Source organism: Thalassotalea profundi, assembly GCF_014653195.1.
In the GTDB taxonomy this organism is placed as follows: domain Bacteria; phylum Pseudomonadota; class Gammaproteobacteria; order Enterobacterales; family Alteromonadaceae; genus Thalassotalea_B; species Thalassotalea_B profundi.
The window spans coordinates 131247-146711 of the sequence record NZ_BNAH01000009.1 but is presented as its reverse complement, the minus strand read 5'-3'; the positions used below and the strand labels follow the sequence as shown (position 1 = coordinate 146711).

The 15465-nt window shown below is 38.7% G+C and carries 21 protein-coding genes; 16 read left to right on the top strand and 5 right to left on the bottom strand.

Features of this window, described 5'->3' with window-relative positions; all coding sequences use genetic code 11:
• Positions 1 to 32: 32 nt before the first annotated feature.
• The 5 genes from IE155_RS12165 to fusA form a co-directional block, all read right to left on the bottom strand.
• The gene (locus IE155_RS12165; protein ID WP_189378522.1) at positions 33 to 533 is read right to left on the bottom strand and encodes a DUF6702 family protein; all 501 of its coding nucleotides are present in this window, start codon (positions 531 to 533) and stop codon (positions 33 to 35) included.
• On the bottom strand, positions 533 to 2893 hold the full coding sequence (locus tag IE155_RS12160) for a M1 family metallopeptidase (protein WP_189378521.1): 2361 nt from the start codon (positions 2891 to 2893) through the stop codon (positions 533 to 535). The genes IE155_RS12165 and IE155_RS12160 overlap by 1 nt, the downstream gene beginning before the upstream one ends.
• A gap of 162 nt (positions 2894 to 3055) precedes the next feature.
• Positions 3056 to 3490, bottom strand: coding sequence for a zinc uptake transcriptional repressor Zur (zur, locus tag IE155_RS12155; RefSeq protein WP_189378520.1), 435 nt, complete (start codon positions 3488 to 3490; stop codon positions 3056 to 3058).
• Positions 3491 to 3679: 189 nt separating this feature from the next.
• Positions 3680 to 5191: a leucyl aminopeptidase gene (locus IE155_RS12150; RefSeq protein ID WP_189378519.1), complete on the bottom strand. Its 1512-nt coding sequence runs from the start codon at positions 5189 to 5191 to the stop codon at positions 3680 to 3682.
• Positions 5192 to 5432: 241 nt separating this feature from the next.
• The gene (gene fusA / locus IE155_RS12145) at positions 5433 to 7520 is read right to left on the bottom strand and encodes an elongation factor G (RefSeq protein ID WP_189378518.1); all 2088 of its coding nucleotides are present in this window, start codon (positions 7518 to 7520) and stop codon (positions 5433 to 5435) included.
• A gap of 779 nt (positions 7521 to 8299) precedes the next feature.
• On the opposite strand from fusA, the gene rpsJ reads away from it, so the two are divergent.
• The 16 genes from rpsJ (at position 8300) to rpsH (ending at position 15462) form a co-directional block, all read left to right on the top strand.
• Positions 8300 to 8611, top strand: coding sequence for a 30S ribosomal protein S10 (rpsJ, locus tag IE155_RS12140; protein ID WP_019026497.1), 312 nt, complete (start codon positions 8300 to 8302; stop codon positions 8609 to 8611).
• Positions 8612 to 8624: 13 nt separating this feature from the next.
• On the top strand, positions 8625 to 9263 hold the full coding sequence (gene rplC, locus IE155_RS12135; protein WP_189378517.1) for a 50S ribosomal protein L3: 639 nt from the start codon (positions 8625 to 8627) through the stop codon (positions 9261 to 9263).
• An 18-nt stretch (positions 9264 to 9281) separates the two neighbouring features.
• Complete coding sequence (gene rplD, locus IE155_RS12130) at positions 9282 to 9887, top strand: 50S ribosomal protein L4 (RefSeq protein WP_189378516.1); 606 nt, start codon at positions 9282 to 9284, stop codon at positions 9885 to 9887.
• The gene (rplW, locus tag IE155_RS12125) at positions 9884 to 10186 is read left to right on the top strand and encodes a 50S ribosomal protein L23 (RefSeq protein WP_184425251.1); all 303 of its coding nucleotides are present in this window, start codon (positions 9884 to 9886) and stop codon (positions 10184 to 10186) included. The genes rplD and rplW overlap by 4 nt, the downstream gene beginning before the upstream one ends.
• 11 nt (positions 10187 to 10197) lie before the next feature.
• Positions 10198 to 11022, top strand: a complete 825-nt coding sequence (gene rplB / locus IE155_RS12120) for a 50S ribosomal protein L2 (RefSeq protein ID WP_189378515.1) — start codon at positions 10198 to 10200, stop codon at positions 11020 to 11022.
• A 28-nt stretch (positions 11023 to 11050) separates the two neighbouring features.
• Positions 11051 to 11326 carry a 30S ribosomal protein S19 gene (gene rpsS, locus IE155_RS12115; protein ID WP_184425255.1) on the top strand — a complete coding sequence of 92 codons (276 nt, stop codon included), beginning with the start codon at positions 11051 to 11053 and terminating at the stop codon, positions 11324 to 11326.
• Positions 11327 to 11337: 11 nt separating this feature from the next.
• Positions 11338 to 11670 carry a 50S ribosomal protein L22 gene (rplV, locus tag IE155_RS12110; protein WP_189378514.1) on the top strand — a complete coding sequence of 111 codons (333 nt, stop codon included), beginning with the start codon at positions 11338 to 11340 and terminating at the stop codon, positions 11668 to 11670.
• 11 nt (positions 11671 to 11681) lie between these two features.
• On the top strand, positions 11682 to 12377 hold the full coding sequence (rpsC, locus tag IE155_RS12105) for a 30S ribosomal protein S3 (protein ID WP_189378513.1): 696 nt from the start codon (positions 11682 to 11684) through the stop codon (positions 12375 to 12377).
• A gap of 10 nt (positions 12378 to 12387) precedes the next feature.
• Positions 12388 to 12801 carry a 50S ribosomal protein L16 gene (gene rplP, locus IE155_RS12100; protein ID WP_189378512.1) on the top strand — a complete coding sequence of 138 codons (414 nt, stop codon included), beginning with the start codon at positions 12388 to 12390 and terminating at the stop codon, positions 12799 to 12801.
• Positions 12801 to 12992, top strand: a complete 192-nt coding sequence (rpmC, locus tag IE155_RS12095; protein ID WP_189378511.1) for a 50S ribosomal protein L29 — start codon at positions 12801 to 12803, stop codon at positions 12990 to 12992. Before rplP ends, rpmC begins: the two co-directional genes overlap by 1 nt.
• Positions 12992 to 13240 (top strand): 30S ribosomal protein S17, encoded by a 249-nt coding sequence (gene rpsQ, locus IE155_RS12090; protein WP_189378510.1) that lies wholly within the window; start codon positions 12992 to 12994, stop codon positions 13238 to 13240. The genes rpmC and rpsQ overlap by 1 nt, the downstream gene beginning before the upstream one ends.
• A gap of 245 nt (positions 13241 to 13485) precedes the next feature.
• The gene (gene rplN, locus IE155_RS12085) at positions 13486 to 13854 is read left to right on the top strand and encodes a 50S ribosomal protein L14 (RefSeq protein WP_189378509.1); all 369 of its coding nucleotides are present in this window, start codon (positions 13486 to 13488) and stop codon (positions 13852 to 13854) included.
• A gap of 12 nt (positions 13855 to 13866) precedes the next feature.
• Complete coding sequence (rplX, locus tag IE155_RS12080) at positions 13867 to 14181, top strand: 50S ribosomal protein L24 (protein ID WP_189378508.1); 315 nt, start codon at positions 13867 to 13869, stop codon at positions 14179 to 14181.
• Between the two features lie 15 nt (positions 14182 to 14196).
• Complete coding sequence (gene rplE / locus IE155_RS12075; protein WP_189378507.1) at positions 14197 to 14736, top strand: 50S ribosomal protein L5; 540 nt, start codon at positions 14197 to 14199, stop codon at positions 14734 to 14736.
• 11 nt (positions 14737 to 14747) lie between these two features.
• Entirely contained in the window at positions 14748 to 15053 is a 306-nt protein-coding gene (rpsN, locus tag IE155_RS12070; RefSeq protein WP_189378506.1) for a 30S ribosomal protein S14, read from the top strand.
• Positions 15054 to 15072: 19 nt separating this feature from the next.
• Entirely contained in the window at positions 15073 to 15462 is a 390-nt protein-coding gene (gene rpsH / locus IE155_RS12065; protein WP_189378572.1) for a 30S ribosomal protein S8, read from the top strand.
• Positions 15463 to 15465: the final 3 nt, after the last annotated feature.

Here is a 15465-nt window from a genome sequence, read left to right as displayed (position 1 = left end):
ATACTTATTTAGCAAATGTAAATCATTGTTCACTAATTAGTGTTATCAATATTAGCAATTTTCTGTGAATTGGTAAAAGTTAAACTACCTTGGACTTTATTATCTTGATAATTCACAGTATTTACTTGTTTGGTATAAGTATCGACGAGTAATTCATTTTTTACCACTATTCCTGATAAAAAGTTTTTGAAAGGCGCTTCTTGATAAATATACATATTACCATTCACGATTTCTAAACCTATCCAATTCAACTTGATTTCATCACCTAACTTACTAATAGTAAAACGTTTATTGAAATATTGCTGTATGTATTCTTCATACTTTTCATGCTCAGGAGAGAAACGTTCTTGCGTTAATTCTGCAATTGAATTCTCAATATCATGAGCGGTAAATTGATGAATAACTTCAAGGGTATGGGTTCTTGGGTTGACTGAAAGCTCAGTCAACCCAAAAAAATATTTGTGGGCGAAGCATTGTATACTCCAGCCCATGGCAATAAATAAAAATAATTTAAAGAAAAATTTATTAGCCACTAGTTACTTTTTTCCTTTTTATTAGTGTCATCTTCTTTATTGTCGTCTGCAGATTTTAGTTCTACATTATAATCACGCATCATATCGGCTTTTTTGCGTTTATAAAGTTCAAATCTTGACTTAATTGGACGAGCAGGCCAGTAATTATTATTTACATTTACGTCTGCTGTTTCCCAATGCGGATCTAAGGTAATGGCGGTTATTTCTTTCTCACGAATAAATAACTTAGAAACTGACTTAGAGTTTTTTCGCCAAATTTCAGCAGGAATACGCACATGTTCAACTTCACCATCAGCATAAGTAAGATCTAATATTATTGGCATAACTAAACCGCCAAGGTTATTAAAATCAATAATGTAAAAATTACGCTTATCAACTAAAAGATCTTTTTCCCATTGTTTAAGCTTTTTATGTTTACTGTTATAACTGTTACGGTCAGCATTCGTTGCTGTAAATTCATCATGTTCGTTATAAAAATCAAGCAGTTCAGGCTTTTCAGCAGTACGTACCCAAGCACCTTTATTGCGTAAGTCGCTTATAAAAGTTGGATTTTCATTATCTAAGGCTCGCTCCCAAGCTTCTTCAACGTCAGGGTTTTGACTGTTAGGGCGATATAAGTGAATGTCACCAAGAGCAATGTCTACATGATCTGTTGTGTAAAACCAACCTCGCCAAAACCAATCAAGATCTATTGCAGATGCATCTTCCATTGTACGGAAAAAATCAGCTGGGGTAGGGCGTTTAAACTTCCAGCGTTGAGCATACTCTTTAAATGCAAAATCAAATAATTCACGGCCCATTACTGTTTCACGTAAAATATTTAATGCTGTAGCAGGTTTACCATAGGCATTGTTTCCAAATTGTAGAATAGACTCTGAGTTCGTCATAATAGGCACTTGATTACTACTTTTCATGTATGTGGTCATGCCATTAGCATGGCCACGACGCGAAGGGTAGTTTTCTTCCCATGCTTGTTCTGCTAAAAACTGTAAAAATGTGTTTAAACCTTCATCCATCCATGTCCATTGACGCTCATCAGAATTTACAATCATAGGAAAATAATTGTGACCTACTTCATGAATGATTACACCTATTAAGCCGTATTTGGTACGACGAGAATATGTTTTTTCACCTGTTTTTTTGTCTAATGTGGGGCGTGGACCATTAAAGGTAATCATTGGGTATTCCATGCCGCCTACAGGTCCATTAACAGAAATAGAAACCGGATAGGGGTAGTCGAAAGTATACTTGTTGTACTGCTCCATGGTATGAATGATAGCTTCTGTTGAATACTTCTCCCATAAAGGATTTCCCTCGTTCGGATAGAAAGACATTGCCATAGTATCCGTTCCGCCTTTTTTGTAACCTTGAGCATCCCAAATAAACTTGCGACTTGAAGCGAAAGCGAAGTCACGAACATTTTTAGCAGTAAAGTGCCATGTTTTAGTTTTATTTGAACGAGATTTTTCATTTTTTAAGGCTTCGTCTGGAGTCACGATAAGCACTGGTTTTTTAGCGGTTTTAGCTTTAGCTAAACGATCCCGTTGTGTTTTGGTTAATACTTTATTGGCATTTTGCAAAACGCCTGTAGAGGCTACTATATGGTCGGCAGGTACCGTAATTTTCACATCATAATCGCCAAATTCTAAAGCAAATTCCCCATTACCTAAGAATTGCTTATTTTGCCAACCCATAGCGTCGTAATATGAAGCTGCACGAGGAAACCACTGCGCTACTTCATATAAATAGTTATCATCTTCTTCAAAATACTCGTAACCAGAGCGTCCGCCTAACACTTTTTGTTCGTGTAATTGATAATTCCATTTAACATTAAAACTAACTTTGTCACCAGACTTTAATGGCTTAGCTAAATCGATACGCATCATGGTGTTATTAATAATATATTTCATGGCATTACTATGGCTATCAGTAACTGCGGTTATATTATAACCACCATCAAACTTATCACCTTCGACTATGCTACGCATCCCACTAAATGTTATTTTTTTATTTGGGGCTGTGCTAGTTTTATTAGTGTTTGATTGTCTTTTTAATCGATTTTGATCTAACTGTAACCAAATATAGCGAAGTGTATCCGGTGAGTTATTAATATATTCAATATTCTCAGAGCCTGTTAAACGCTGAGTTTTATCATCTATCTCAATGTTAATTTTGTAGTTAACTTTTTGTTGCCAATATTGATGCCCAGGAGCACCTGATGCCGTTCGATAAGCATTAGGTGTTGGTAGATTTTCTTCAAGCTGACGAAATTTATCGTCGCTAATGCTACTTTTTGCAAATACACTATTGATGCTAACAACGCATAAGCAAAACAATGCTGATTTAATTAGTTTTATCATATTTGGCCTAACTACTGAGGGAATGTGGGAGCGCAATTTTATACCATAAAAGTAAACTAAATGTTAAGTCAAAGCTTTAATGATTACGATAAAAAGCACAATTTTTAGGATTAAATGTGAGTAGTTATAAAGGGAAACAAGAAAAGTTGAAGTTCGCTCACTTTAATTACAGTTTTGACAACTTCCATGTGCTTCTACAATTTGATGAGTAATAGTAAATCTGCTAGCGTCAGCCATTGTTTTTAGGGCGAGGTCTAAGTTGTTTGATTGAATTTCTTCTACATGACCGCAAGAATCACATATAAGTAATTGAACGGGATGGTTACAATCACCAAAGTGATGGCATAACACAAAAGCATTAATAGATTCTATTTTATGAACGAAGCCTTGTTTGCTTAAAAAATCTAAAGCGCGATAAATGGTCGCAGGTTTAGCTGCTGGATCAATTGATTGCAGTTTTTCAAGGAGATCATAAGCTCCAATAGCACCTTCATATTCTGCTAATAGGACGAATACCTGTTCTCGTGCTGTTGTGAAACGAACACCACGCTTGCTGCAAACGGCTTGGGCTTGGGCTAGAAGTTTATTGCTTGTCATCGTAATATATAAAAATTTTTTATTCAGTCTACCACACGATTATAGTAATTGGATTAAAGAATTAATCAATATAGTAAAGAACCTAGTTTATGTAATGAAAGGCAGTTGATGTTGATTATAAATTAAAACATATAGAAGCTAACTCAAATTAGCACTGAGTTAGCTTTAATGTAGTATTAATTTAAAGAGCTAATTAGCTTTATGAAGGATCCATTCGGTTAACAAACGAACACCATAACCTGTACCTCCTTTAGGAACTTCTCCTTTTGATGAGCTAGCTAAAGCATTTCCGGCAATATCTAAATGTGCCCAACGAACATCACCAGCAAAGTGTTGCAAAAAGGTTGCAGCAGTTGTAGCGCCGGGGCCACCAGTACCGGTATTACGTAAATCAGCAATATTGCTTTTCAGTTTATCTTTATAGCCTAGCGGTAAACGCCAAAGGTTTTCATTTACTTGTTTACCTGCAAAGGTAAGTTCTTCGACTAATTGATCATCTTCTGAGAAAAGCGCGGCATATTCGTTACCTACAGCTCCTACTTTTGACCCTGTTAATGTAGCTAAATCGACTAGGATACTTGGTTTATATTTAGTACGCGCATACCACATAGTATCTGATAACACTAAACGCCCTTCAGCATCAGTATTCGTTATTTCAATAGTAAGCCCTTCAGCTGTCGTAAGTACATCACCAGGAGCCACAGAATTCTCAGATATCATATTGGCAGCCATACCCATTACTGCAACCACATTTACCTTAGCTTTACTTAAGGCAAGGGCCTTAACTGTTCCAAGTGCAGCAGCAGCTCCAGCCATATCGACCTTCATGTGGGCAATTGAACTATGAGTTTTTATGTTGTAGCCACCAGAGTCAAAGGTAATTCCTTTTCCTGCTAATGCAATTGGTGCATCTTTACTTCCTTCGTAATGAGCGACAACTAATCTTGAGCCACTCGTACTGCCACGACCAACGCCTTCAAGTGCTCCCATATTTAGTTTTTTAAGATCTTTAGGCGTTAAAACTTTAACCTTAACACCTAATTTCTTTAAAGATTTGGCGGCATCCGCAAATTCAATAGGCGTCATTTCTGTTGCTGTTTCACTTGTTAAATCTCGCGCAAGAAATACGCCACTTTCAATATAAGATAATGGAGTATATGCATCTTGGCTTTGCTGTCCGTTATCTACATCGAAAAAGTAGTTTTTACTTTGGCGTTTTTCTTTTTGGTACTTATCAAATCGATAGGCTCTTAAATTTATGCCATGTGCGAGTAATGCCGTAGCTTGAGCATTATTTTGACCTAAACCATCTGCGGCTATTGTGATCGTTTCAATATTATCTTGCTCTAATTGGGCCGATAGATCGCCACCTAGCTTGCTTAATTTATTTTTGCTAAGAGCATTATCGTCCACACCAACAATCAATACTCGTTCGTAATCAAGGTTATGTGGTGCTAATATAGTAACGAATTTACCGGTACCACCTTCAAATTTTTCAGCTTTAATTGCTTTTGATAATTGACCTTCTGTTTTCTTATCATAATGAGAAAAAGTATCACCTACGGTATTTTTACCATGGAAAACGACTAATGTATCTGATTGAGTATCTACTTGAGTTTTAAAAGAGAAATTTTCGGCATTACTCAACGTTGTTGTGCTAAGTAAAGCAGTTGCGAGGGCGATTTTAGTTAACTTCAACATATATTACTTTCCTTTTCTGACATGGGTGAATACCCAATCCTAGATTTTATGTGTTTGGGTTTATAATACTGATATTTTCATGAAAGTTAATGGGCACAAGTTTAGTTGAATAATTATTGCGACCAATACCATTTTATTTTTAGTAATTAACTTACACAACATGTGATGCTGTTTTTACAGGTAATAAAAAAGCCCTACTAAAAATTAGTAGGGCTTTATAACTTAAGCTAAAAGTAGTTAATTATTTTTTAGCGTTACGTTCTTTAACTTCAGCAATTACTTGCTCAGCTACGTTATTTGGACAAGGCATATAGTGAGAAAATTCCATAGAGAATTGACCACGGCCAGATGTCATAGTACGTAATGATCCGATATAACCGAACATTTCTGAAAGTGGAACATCAGCCTTAATACGAACGCCAGTAACACCAGCTTCTTGATCTTTGATCATGCCACGACGACGGTTTAAGTCACCAATTACATCACCAACGTGATCTTCAGGTGTGAATACATCAACTTTCATAATCGGTTCGATTAACTGAGCACCAGCTTTTGGAATTGATTGACGGAAAGCACCTTTAGCCGCAATTTCAAATGCTACAGCAGATGAATCAACTGCGTGGAAACCACCATCAAATAACTCAACTTCAACATCTAATACAGGGAAGCCAGCAAGTACACCAGTTTCCATCATTGATTTAAAACCTTTCTCAACCGCAGGGAAGAATTCCTTAGGAACGTTACCACCAACAACTGTTGATTTAAATGTAAACCCTGAATTTGGCTCGCCTGGACGGATACGGTAATCAATTTTACCGAATTGACCAGAACCACCAGATTGTTTCTTATGTGTGTAGCTATCTTCAATTTCTTGAGTAATAGTTTCACGGTACGCAACTTGTGGTTTACCAACAATAAGGTCTACACCGTAAGTACGTTTAAGAATATCCACTTTAATATCTAAATGTAATTCACCCATACCTTTAAGGATGGTTTCACCTGAGTCTTCGTCGGTTTCAACTTGGAAAGTAGGATCTTCTGCAACCATTTTACCAATTGCAATACCCATTTTCTCTGAACCACCTTTATCTTTTGGTGCAACAGCAATAGAAATTACAGGTGCTGGGAAAACCATTGCTTCTAAAGTACATGGAGCTTTAGGATCACATAAAGTATGACCAGTTTGAACGTTTTTCATGCCAACAATAGCAATGATATCACCAGCTTGAGCTTCAGTAAGCTCTGTACGGTCGTCAGCCTGCATTTCACACATACGGCCTACACGCTCAGTTTTACCTGTGAATGAGTTAAGAATTGTATCACCTTTTTTCAATGTACCTGAGTAGATACGTACGAACGTTAGTGCACCAAAACGGTCATCCATAATCTTGAATGCTAAAGCCTTGAAGGTTTCTTTTGCATCAACAATTGCAAATTCTCCTGTTGGCTCACCTTCTTCATCAGTTAATGGCTGCGGGCTTACTTCTGTTGGTGATGGTAAATAATCTACAACAGCATCAAGTACTAGTTGCATACCTTTGTTTTTGAACGCTGAACCACAATATGTAGGGAAGAATAATAATTCGTTAGTACCTTTACGTATACACGCTTTAATTTGTTCTTCAGTAGGTGTTAATTCACCTTCTAAATATTCCATTAATAGGTCTTCGTCAGCTTCCAGCGCTGTCTCAATTAACTGTTCACGATATGAGGCGGCATCATCAACCATATCAGCTGGAATATCAGTTATTTCATAATTTTCAGGAAGACCTGTGTCATCCCAAACATAAGCTTTTTGACTTAATACGTCCACTACACCAACGAAATCATCTTCTTCACCTATTGGTAATGTCATGATTAATGGACGAGCACCAAGTACATTCTCTACTTGCTCTGTAACTCTGTAAAAATTTGCACCCAAACGGTCTAATTTGTTAACAAAAATTAAACGTGCAACTTTAGAATCGTTAGCATAGCGCCAGTTAGTTTCTGATTGCGGCTCAACACCACCAGAACCACAAAATACGCCGATACCACCGTCAAGTACTTTAAGTGAACGATAAACTTCAACTGTGAAATCAACGTGACCTGGGGTGTCGATTACGTTAAAACGGTGTTTTTTCCATTCACAAGTTACAGCAGCAGACTGGATAGTAATACCGCGCTCAGCTTCTTGTTCCATGAAGTCAGTTGTTGACTCACCATCATGTGTTTCACCAGCTTTATGAATTTTACCGGTTAATTTAAGGATACGTTCAGTCGTAGTTGTTTTACCAGCATCAACGTGAGCGAATATACCAATGTTTCTGTATTTAGCTAAATCTGCCATTAGGTTACTCTATTTATGAAAATGAATTGTTGAAAATTTGCGCGCGAGTATATCAGAAGTTCAATAAAACAAAAACAGCTATTGAAAAATAAATGCATTATAAGTTTAGTATATATATAAGCAGAGCCACTCATATTTGTTTATCAGAAAGTAATTTTCAACGTTTGCCACCTTTTGATGTGCACTTTGCTTATAGGACGATAATAACAAAGTTAAAAGGTGGATTAATTATTTTATAATAAGTTTAAGAGCGATTTAATTGATAGTATTAACTGGGAGGCGAAAGTACTTTCGAGTAGTTTTAACTTATATATAGTTGCGTTTAATAGTATGCACCAATAGGAGATACTCTTAAATTATCAAAGGTACCTTTTTAATATGTTTGAATACTCACAAGAAAATCAACGTCAGAAGTCAATGACAAATCAATCTATATAAAGCAGAACATAAGTTATCCCCGCCGTTTAATGGATTACAATATAAACAGATCAACGATTAAAGTAAGAGTCATTGTCAACAAACAACATTTAATAATTTCGGGATAAGGAAAAGCAGTAATACTAAATAAGGTAATTATATGTTGCTCTTTTTTTATGTTCATGTATAATTCGCGCTCACGTTTGGTCTAGCCAACGAGAATAACTAAATTGCTTCGAGAGAATTTAGTTCATACAGCAACCCCGATAGGGGGTTGAATGTTTATAGCGATACTCCCCCCTTTTCAATAAAAAGGTGATGGGCAGTATTTTGTTGTTCTTTATATTATGGGGATTTGATTAATGTCAAATCAAAGAATTCGCATTCGTTTGAAAGCGTTCGATCATCGTTTGATTGATCAATCAACAGCTGAAATCGTAGATACAGCTAAGCGTACTGGTGCGCAGGTTCGTGGTCCAATTCCACTTCCTACTCGCAAAGAGCGCTTCACTATCTTGACTTCACCACACGTTAACAAAGATGCACGTGACCAGTACGAAATTCGTACTCACAAGCGTTTAATTGATATCGTAGAGCCAACTGAAAAGACTGTAGACGCATTAATGCGTTTAGACTTAGCAGCTGGTGTTGACGTTCAAATTAGCTTGGGTTAATAGGAGTTTTAACATGACTATAGGTCTAGTTGGACGTAAAGTGGGTATGACTCGCATCTTCTCTGAAGATGGTGTATCTACTCCTGTTACAGTCCTAGAAGTTGAAGCCAACCGTGTTGCTCAGGTTAAAACTGTAGACAACGATGGTTATTCAGCTATTCAAGTAACTACGGGTACTAAGAAAGCTAACCGTGTAAACAAGCCTGCAGCTGGTCACTTTGCGAAAGCAGGTGTTGAAGCAGGGCGTGGTTTATGGGAATTCCGTTTAGCGGAAGGTGAAGGCGCTGAATTAGCTACTGGTAGCGAAATTACTGTTGAAGTATTCAACGAAACAAAATTAGTAGACGTAACCGGCACATCTAAAGGTAAAGGTTTCCAAGGCGGTATCAAGCGTTGGAATTTCCGTACTCAAGATATGACACATGGTAACTCACTATCGCATCGTTCAAATGGTTCGATCGGTCAGTGTCAAACACCAGGTCGCGTATTTAAAGGCAAAAAAATGTCTGGTCACATGGGTGCTGTGCGTGTAACGACACAAAACCTTGAATTGGTTCGCGTTGATGCTGAACGTAACTTGCTTCTTATTAAAGGTGCGGTTCCGGGTGCAATTAACGGTAACGTAATCATTAAACCAGCTGTTAAAGCTTAACGTCTGAGGAGAATTTTGATGGAATTAGCATTAAAAGACGCGTCAGGCGCTCTTGAAGTTTCTGAAGCAACTTTCGGACGTGAGTTCAATGAAGCATTAGTACACCAAGTAGTAGTTGCATATGCAGCTGGTGCTCGTCAAGGTACACGTGCTCAGAAAACTCGTTCAGAAGTAAGTGGCGGTGGTGCAAAACCATGGCGTCAAAAAGGTACTGGCCGAGCGCGTGCTGGTACAACTCGTGGTCCGATTTGGAGAACTGGTGGTGTAACATTCGCTGCTAAGCCTCAAGATCACAGCCAAAAAGTAAACCGTAAAATGTACCGTGGTGCTATTGCTAGCATCTTATCTGAGTTAGTTCGTCAAGAACGCTTAGTAGTGGTAAATGATTTTGCAGTTGAAACGCCTAAAACTAAAGAATTAGTCGCTAAGTTAAAAGGGTTAGAGTTAAAAGATGTTTTAATTGTAACTCCTGAAGTTGATGAGAACTTATTCTTATCTGCTCGTAACCTTTATAAAGTTGACGTTCGCGATGTAGCGGGTATCGACCCAGTAAGCTTAGTAGGTTTTGAAAAAGTATTGATTACTGCTTCTGCAGTTAAGCAAATTGAGGAGATGTTAGCATGATAAGCGAAGAACGTTTGTTAAAAGTGCTTTTAGCACCGAACATTTCTGAGAAAAGCACAATGGCTGCTGAAGCGAACAACACAGTTGTTTTCAAAGTAGCAACTGATGCAAAAAAAGCTGAAATCAAAGCTGCCGTTGAAAAACTTTTCGAAGTTAAAGTTGAAGGTGTTCGTACCTTAAATGTTAAGGGTAAAACAAAACGTACAGGTGCTCGTTTTGGTCGCAGAAGCGACTGGAAAAAAGCGTACGTTACTCTTGCTGAAGGTTCTGATATAGACTTCGTTGGCGCAGAAGCATAGGAGAGGGATAAATGGCTATAGTAAAATGTAAACCAACTTCTCCGGGTCGTCGCCACTTAGTTAAAGTGGTTAACCCAGAGTTGCACAAAGGTAAGCCTTACGCTCCATTATTAGATACTAAATCTAAATCAGGTGGTCGTAACAATAATGGTCGTATTACTGTTCGTCATATTGGTGGTGGTCATAAACAACACTATCGTTTGATTGACTTTAAACGTACTAAAGATGGTATCCCTGCTAAAGTAGAACGTTTGGAATATGATCCAAATCGTACAGCTAACATTGCGTTAGTGTTATATGCAGATGGCGAACGTCGTTACATCCTAGCCCCTAAAGGCTTAAAAGCTGGTGATTCAATCCAGTCTGGTGTTGATGCTCCTATCAAAGTAGGTAATACATTACCATTGCGTAACACTCCATTAGGTAGTGTTATTCATGCAATCGAACTTAAACCAGGTAAAGGTGCTCAAATCGCTCGTGCGGCGGGTGCTTATGCTCAGTTAGTTGCTAAAGACGGTGCTTATGTAACTTTACGTCTTCGTTCAGGCGAAATGCGTAAAATTGAAGCAGATTGTCGTGCAACTCTTGGTGAAATCGGTAATGCTGAACACATGCTTCGCTCTTTAGGTAAAGCTGGTGCTTCACGTTGGCGTGGTGTTCGCCCAACTGTTCGTGGTGTTGCCATGAACCCAGTTGATCACCCTCACGGTGGTGGTGAAGGTAAAACTTCAGGCGGTCGTCATCCGGTATCTCCTTGGGGTGTACCAACTAAGGGTTACAAGACTCGTTCAAACAAGCGTACTGATAAGTTTATCGTACGTCGTCGTACTAAATAATAGTACTTATTAATTAAGAGGAATCACCATGCCACGTTCTCTCAAGAAAGGTCCATTTATTGACCTACACTTGTTGACGAAGGTAGAGAAAGCTCTGGAAAGCGGGAATAAAAAGCCAATTAAAACTTGGTCCCGTCGTTCAATGATCATACCAAATATGATCGGATTGACCATAGCTGTCCATAATGGCCGTCAACACGTTCCTGTATTTGTAACCGAAGAAATGATCGGTCACAAATTAGGTGAATTTGCACCAACTCGTACTTATCGCGGCCATGTCGCAGATAAGAAAGCAAAAAGATAAGGGGAAGTTAAATGGAAGCTATTGCTAAACATAAATTTGCCCGTGGTTCTGCTCAAAAAGCACGTTTAGTTGTGGATCAAATCCGCGGCTTAAACGTTGAGAAAGCTTTAGAAGTATTACAATTTAGCAACAAATCAGCTGCTGAACTTGTGAAAAAAGTTCTAAACTCAGCTATCGCTAATGCAGAGCATAACGAAGGTGCAGACATTGATGAATTATTCGTTAAAACTATCATGGTTGACGATGGTCCTACAATGAAACGTATTAAACCTCGTGCGAAAGGTCGTGCGGATCGTATCCTTAAGCGTACAAGTCACATTACTGTGATTGTTGCTGATAGCTAGGAGATATTAGAATGGGTCAAAAAGTCCATCCAAATGGTATTCGCTTAGGTATCACTAAACCTTTCGCGTCTACTTGGTTTGCAAGTAAGAAAGAATTTGCAGATAACTTACACGGTGACCATTTGGTTCGTGCATATTTATCTGAAAAGCTTAAGCGTGCATCATTATCAAAGATCGTAATTGAGCGTCCAGCTAAATCTATCCGCGTAACTATTCACACGGCTCGTCCTGGTGTTGTTATTGGAAAGAAAGGTGAAGACGTAGAAAAATTACGTTTACAAGTATCTAAAATTGCTGGTGTTCCTGCTCAAATCAACATCGCTGAAGTTCGTAAGCCAGAAATGGATGCGCAGCTTGTTGCTGACAGTATTGGTAGTCAGTTAGAACGTCGTGTTATGTTCCGTCGTGCTATGAAGCGCGCAGTACAAAATGCAATGCGTTTAGGTGCTAAGGGTATCAAAGTTGAAGTTAGCGGTCGTTTAGGCGGCGCTGATATCGCGCGTTCAGAATGGTATCGTGAAGGTCGTGTACCATTACATACTTTACGTGCTGATATTGACTACGCAACAGCGCGTGGTGAAACAACGTACGGTACTATTGGTGTTAAAGTTTGGATTTTCAAAGGTGAAGTTATTGGTAATATGCCATTAACAGCAGAGCAACCAGCTGCAAAACCTAAGAAAAGAAATAACCGCAAGAGCAAGTAGGGGATAAGTTATGTTACAACCAAAACGTACTAAATTCCGTAAGCAGTTTAAATTGCGCAACCGCGGTCTTGCACAAGTAGGTAGTTCAGTTAGCTTCGGTACTTTCGGGTTAAAATCAGTTGAACGTGGTCGTATGACTGCGCGTCAAATTGAATCTGCTCGTCGAGCGATGACTCGTCACGTTAAGCGTCAAGGTAAAATTTGGATTCGAGTATTCCCAGACAAACCAATTACTAAGAAACCTCTTGAGGTTCGTATGGGTAAAGGTAAAGGTTCTGTAGAATATTGGGTATGTCAAATTCTACCAGGTCGTGTTCTTTATGAAATGGAAGGTGTATCAGAAGAATTGGCACGTGAAGCATTTGCATTAGCAGCTGCTAAATTGCCATTCAAAACAACCTTCGTAACTAGAACGGTGATGTAATGAAAGCAAGCGAACTTAAAGATAAAAGCATTGAAGAGCTAAACGCTGAATTGCTTGGTTTGTTACGCGAACAGTTTAACTATCGCATGCAAGCTAGCACTGGCCAATTAGCACAAACTCATTTGCTAAGAACGGTACGTCGCAATATAGCGCGTGTTAAGACTATCATAACTGAAAAGGCTGGTAAGTAATGAGCGATAAAATTCGTACACTACAAGGTCGCGTTATCAGTGACAAAATGGATAAGTCTATCACTGTCCTGATTGAGCGTCGTGTTAAGCATCCTATATACGGTAAGTTCATTACGCGTTCAACTAAGTTGAAAGCGCATGATGAAACGAACCAGTGTAATGCGGGTGACGTAGTAACTATTCGTGAATGTGCTCCAATTTCTAAGTCTAAAAACTGGACATTGGTTGACGTAATCACTAAAGCTTAAAATATTAAGCTTTATTAGTTGATTAAGAACAGCTCCTTATGGGGCTGTTTTTTTATGTCTTTTACTTCAAAAGTGCGAGAAAGTGGTTGAATATTTAAAAATTGTTTAAATAAAGTACCACTTTTTATTTAGTGGTGTTATAATCTCGCGCCCGCTCGTATTGGGTTGGGTTGAAAGGCAGTGACGGGTCGAATTTTTGGCCTTGAATTTAATCTTTTATAAGATATATAGCGGAGCACATATAAATGATCCAAATGCAAACACAGCTAGACGTTGCTGATAACAGTGGCGCTCGACGCGTGCAATGTATTAAGGTCCTTGGTGGCTCGCACCGTCGCTATGCACGCATAGGTGATATCATCAAAGTTGCAGTGAAGGAAGCAATTCCTCGCGGTAAAGTAAAAAAAGGTGATGTTCTTACAGCGGTAGTGGTGCGCACTAAAAAGGGCGTACGTCGTTCAGATGGTTCTACCATCCGTTTTGACGGAAACGCGGCAGTAATGTTGAATGCTAACTTACAGCCAATTGGTACTCGTATTTTCGGACCAGTGACACGTGAATTAAGAACTGAAAAGTTCATGAAGATCGTTTCTCTAGCTCCAGAAGTACTATAAGGAGTCACGATAATGGCATCTAAGATTCGTCGTGATGATGAAGTAATCGTACTTGCAGGAAAAGACAAGGGCAAGACTGGTAAAGTCACTAAAGTGCTTGTTGAAGAAAGCAAAGTATTTGTAGAAGGCGTAAACTTAATCAAGAAACACACTAAGCCTGTACCTCAGTTACAGCAGCCTGGTGGAATTGTTGAGAAAGAAGCTCCTCTACATGTTTCAAATGTAGCGATCCTTAACCCTAAAACGGGTAAAGCTGATCGTATAGGTTTTAGAGTTGAAGGCGACAAAAAAGTTCGTTTCTTCAAATCTAATAACGAATTAGTTTAATTATTGGAGTAAACGATGGCGAAACTGCATGATTTTTACAAAGATACCGTTGTAGCCGATCTTCAAAAGAAGTTCGAATACAAAAGTGTCATGCAAGTCCCTCGGATTGAAAAGATCACCCTGAACATGGGTGTTGGCGAAGCCGTTTCTGACAAGAAAGTGCTTGAGCATGCCACGAATGATCTTACTGCAATCTCAGGTCAAAAGCCTATTACGACTGTAGCACGCAAATCTGTTGCGGGCTTTAAGATTCGTGAAGGTTATCCTATTGGCGCAAAAGTAACTCTACGCGGCGAACGTATGTGGGAATTTTTAGAGCGTTTAATCTCTATTTCTGTTCCTCGTATTCGTGATTTCCGTGGCTTGAACCCTAAATCGTTCGATGGCCGTGGTAATTATAGCATGGGTGTACGTGAGCAAATTATTTTCCCAGAGATCGATTATGATAAAATCGATAAGATTCGCGGTATGGATATCACTATCACTACGACTGCGCAATCTAATGAGGAAGGTCATGCTTTGCTGACTGCCTTTAACTTCCCGTTTAAGAAATAAGGTGTAGAGTTATGGCTAAATCGTCAATGAAAGCTCGTGAAGCAAAACGTACCAAATTAGTAGCACAATATGCTGAAAAGCGTGCTGCATTAAAAGCAATCATCTCTAGCGTTAATTCTTCAGAAGAAGAACGTTGGGATGCCGTATTAAAACTTCAATCTTTACCTCGTGATTCGAGTTCTTCACGTCAACGTAACCGTTGTAACGTGACAGGTCGTCCACATGGTTATTTACGTAAATTCGGTTTAAGCCGTATTAAATTGCGTGAAACTATGATGCGCGGTGAAGTTCCAGGTCTTAAGAAAGCTAGTTGGTAATTCACGGGAGTAAATGGTTATGATGACTGATCCTATCGCGGACATGTTTACACGCATCCGCAACGGTCAATCTGCAGCTAAGACTGCAGTTGTAATGCCATCTTCTAAGGTAAAAGTTGCAATTGCTAACTTGCTTAAAGAAGAAGGTTATATTTCAGATTTCTCAGTATCAGGTGATGTAAAACCTGAGCTTGCTGTTGAGTTGAAGTATTTTGAAGGTAAAGAAGTAATTGAAACAATTAAACGTGTTTCACGTCCAGGCTTACGTGTATACAAAGGTAGTAATGAACTTCCTAAAGTATTAGCAGGCATGGGTATTGCGATTGTTTCTACTTCTAAAGGTTTGATGACGGATCGCGCCGCTCGCTCTGCGGGTCTTGGTGGCGAAATCCTCGGTTTCGTAGCGTAAGGA

Excerpts from the sequence above, each read along its gene's own strand:
- rplW (WP_184425251.1), top strand. The coding sequence starts at position 9,884 with ATGATAAGCGAAGAACGTTTGTTAAAAGTGCTTTTAGCACCGAACATT.
- IE155_RS12160 (WP_189378521.1), bottom strand. The coding sequence starts at position 2,893 with ATGATAAAACTAATTAAATCAGCATTGTTTTGCTTATGCGTTGTTAGC.
- rplV (WP_189378514.1), top strand. The coding sequence starts at position 11,338 with ATGGAAGCTATTGCTAAACATAAATTTGCCCGTGGTTCTGCTCAAAAA.
- rpsH (WP_189378572.1), top strand. The coding sequence starts at position 15,073 with ATGATGACTGATCCTATCGCGGACATGTTTACACGCATCCGCAACGGT.
- rplC (WP_189378517.1), top strand. The coding sequence starts at position 8,625 with ATGACTATAGGTCTAGTTGGACGTAAAGTGGGTATGACTCGCATCTTC.
- rplD (WP_189378516.1), top strand. The coding sequence starts at position 9,282 with ATGGAATTAGCATTAAAAGACGCGTCAGGCGCTCTTGAAGTTTCTGAA.
- rpsN (WP_189378506.1), top strand. The coding sequence starts at position 14,748 with ATGGCTAAATCGTCAATGAAAGCTCGTGAAGCAAAACGTACCAAATTA.
- rplP (WP_189378512.1), top strand. The coding sequence starts at position 12,388 with ATGTTACAACCAAAACGTACTAAATTCCGTAAGCAGTTTAAATTGCGC.
- rpmC (WP_189378511.1), top strand. The coding sequence starts at position 12,801 with ATGAAAGCAAGCGAACTTAAAGATAAAAGCATTGAAGAGCTAAACGCT.
- fusA (WP_189378518.1), bottom strand. The coding sequence starts at position 7,520 with ATGGCAGATTTAGCTAAATACAGAAACATTGGTATATTCGCTCACGTT.
- rpsJ (WP_019026497.1), top strand. The coding sequence starts at position 8,300 with ATGTCAAATCAAAGAATTCGCATTCGTTTGAAAGCGTTCGATCATCGT.
- rpsS (WP_184425255.1), top strand. The coding sequence starts at position 11,051 with ATGCCACGTTCTCTCAAGAAAGGTCCATTTATTGACCTACACTTGTTG.
- IE155_RS12150 (WP_189378519.1), bottom strand. The coding sequence starts at position 5,191 with ATGTTGAAGTTAACTAAAATCGCCCTCGCAACTGCTTTACTTAGCACA.
- rpsQ (WP_189378510.1), top strand. The coding sequence starts at position 12,992 with ATGAGCGATAAAATTCGTACACTACAAGGTCGCGTTATCAGTGACAAA.
- rpsC (WP_189378513.1), top strand. The coding sequence starts at position 11,682 with ATGGGTCAAAAAGTCCATCCAAATGGTATTCGCTTAGGTATCACTAAA.
- rplB (WP_189378515.1), top strand. The coding sequence starts at position 10,198 with ATGGCTATAGTAAAATGTAAACCAACTTCTCCGGGTCGTCGCCACTTA.
- zur (WP_189378520.1), bottom strand. The coding sequence starts at position 3,490 with ATGACAAGCAATAAACTTCTAGCCCAAGCCCAAGCCGTTTGCAGCAAG.
- rplE (WP_189378507.1), top strand. The coding sequence starts at position 14,197 with ATGGCGAAACTGCATGATTTTTACAAAGATACCGTTGTAGCCGATCTT.
- rplX (WP_189378508.1), top strand. The coding sequence starts at position 13,867 with ATGGCATCTAAGATTCGTCGTGATGATGAAGTAATCGTACTTGCAGGA.
- rplN (WP_189378509.1), top strand. The coding sequence starts at position 13,486 with ATGATCCAAATGCAAACACAGCTAGACGTTGCTGATAACAGTGGCGCT.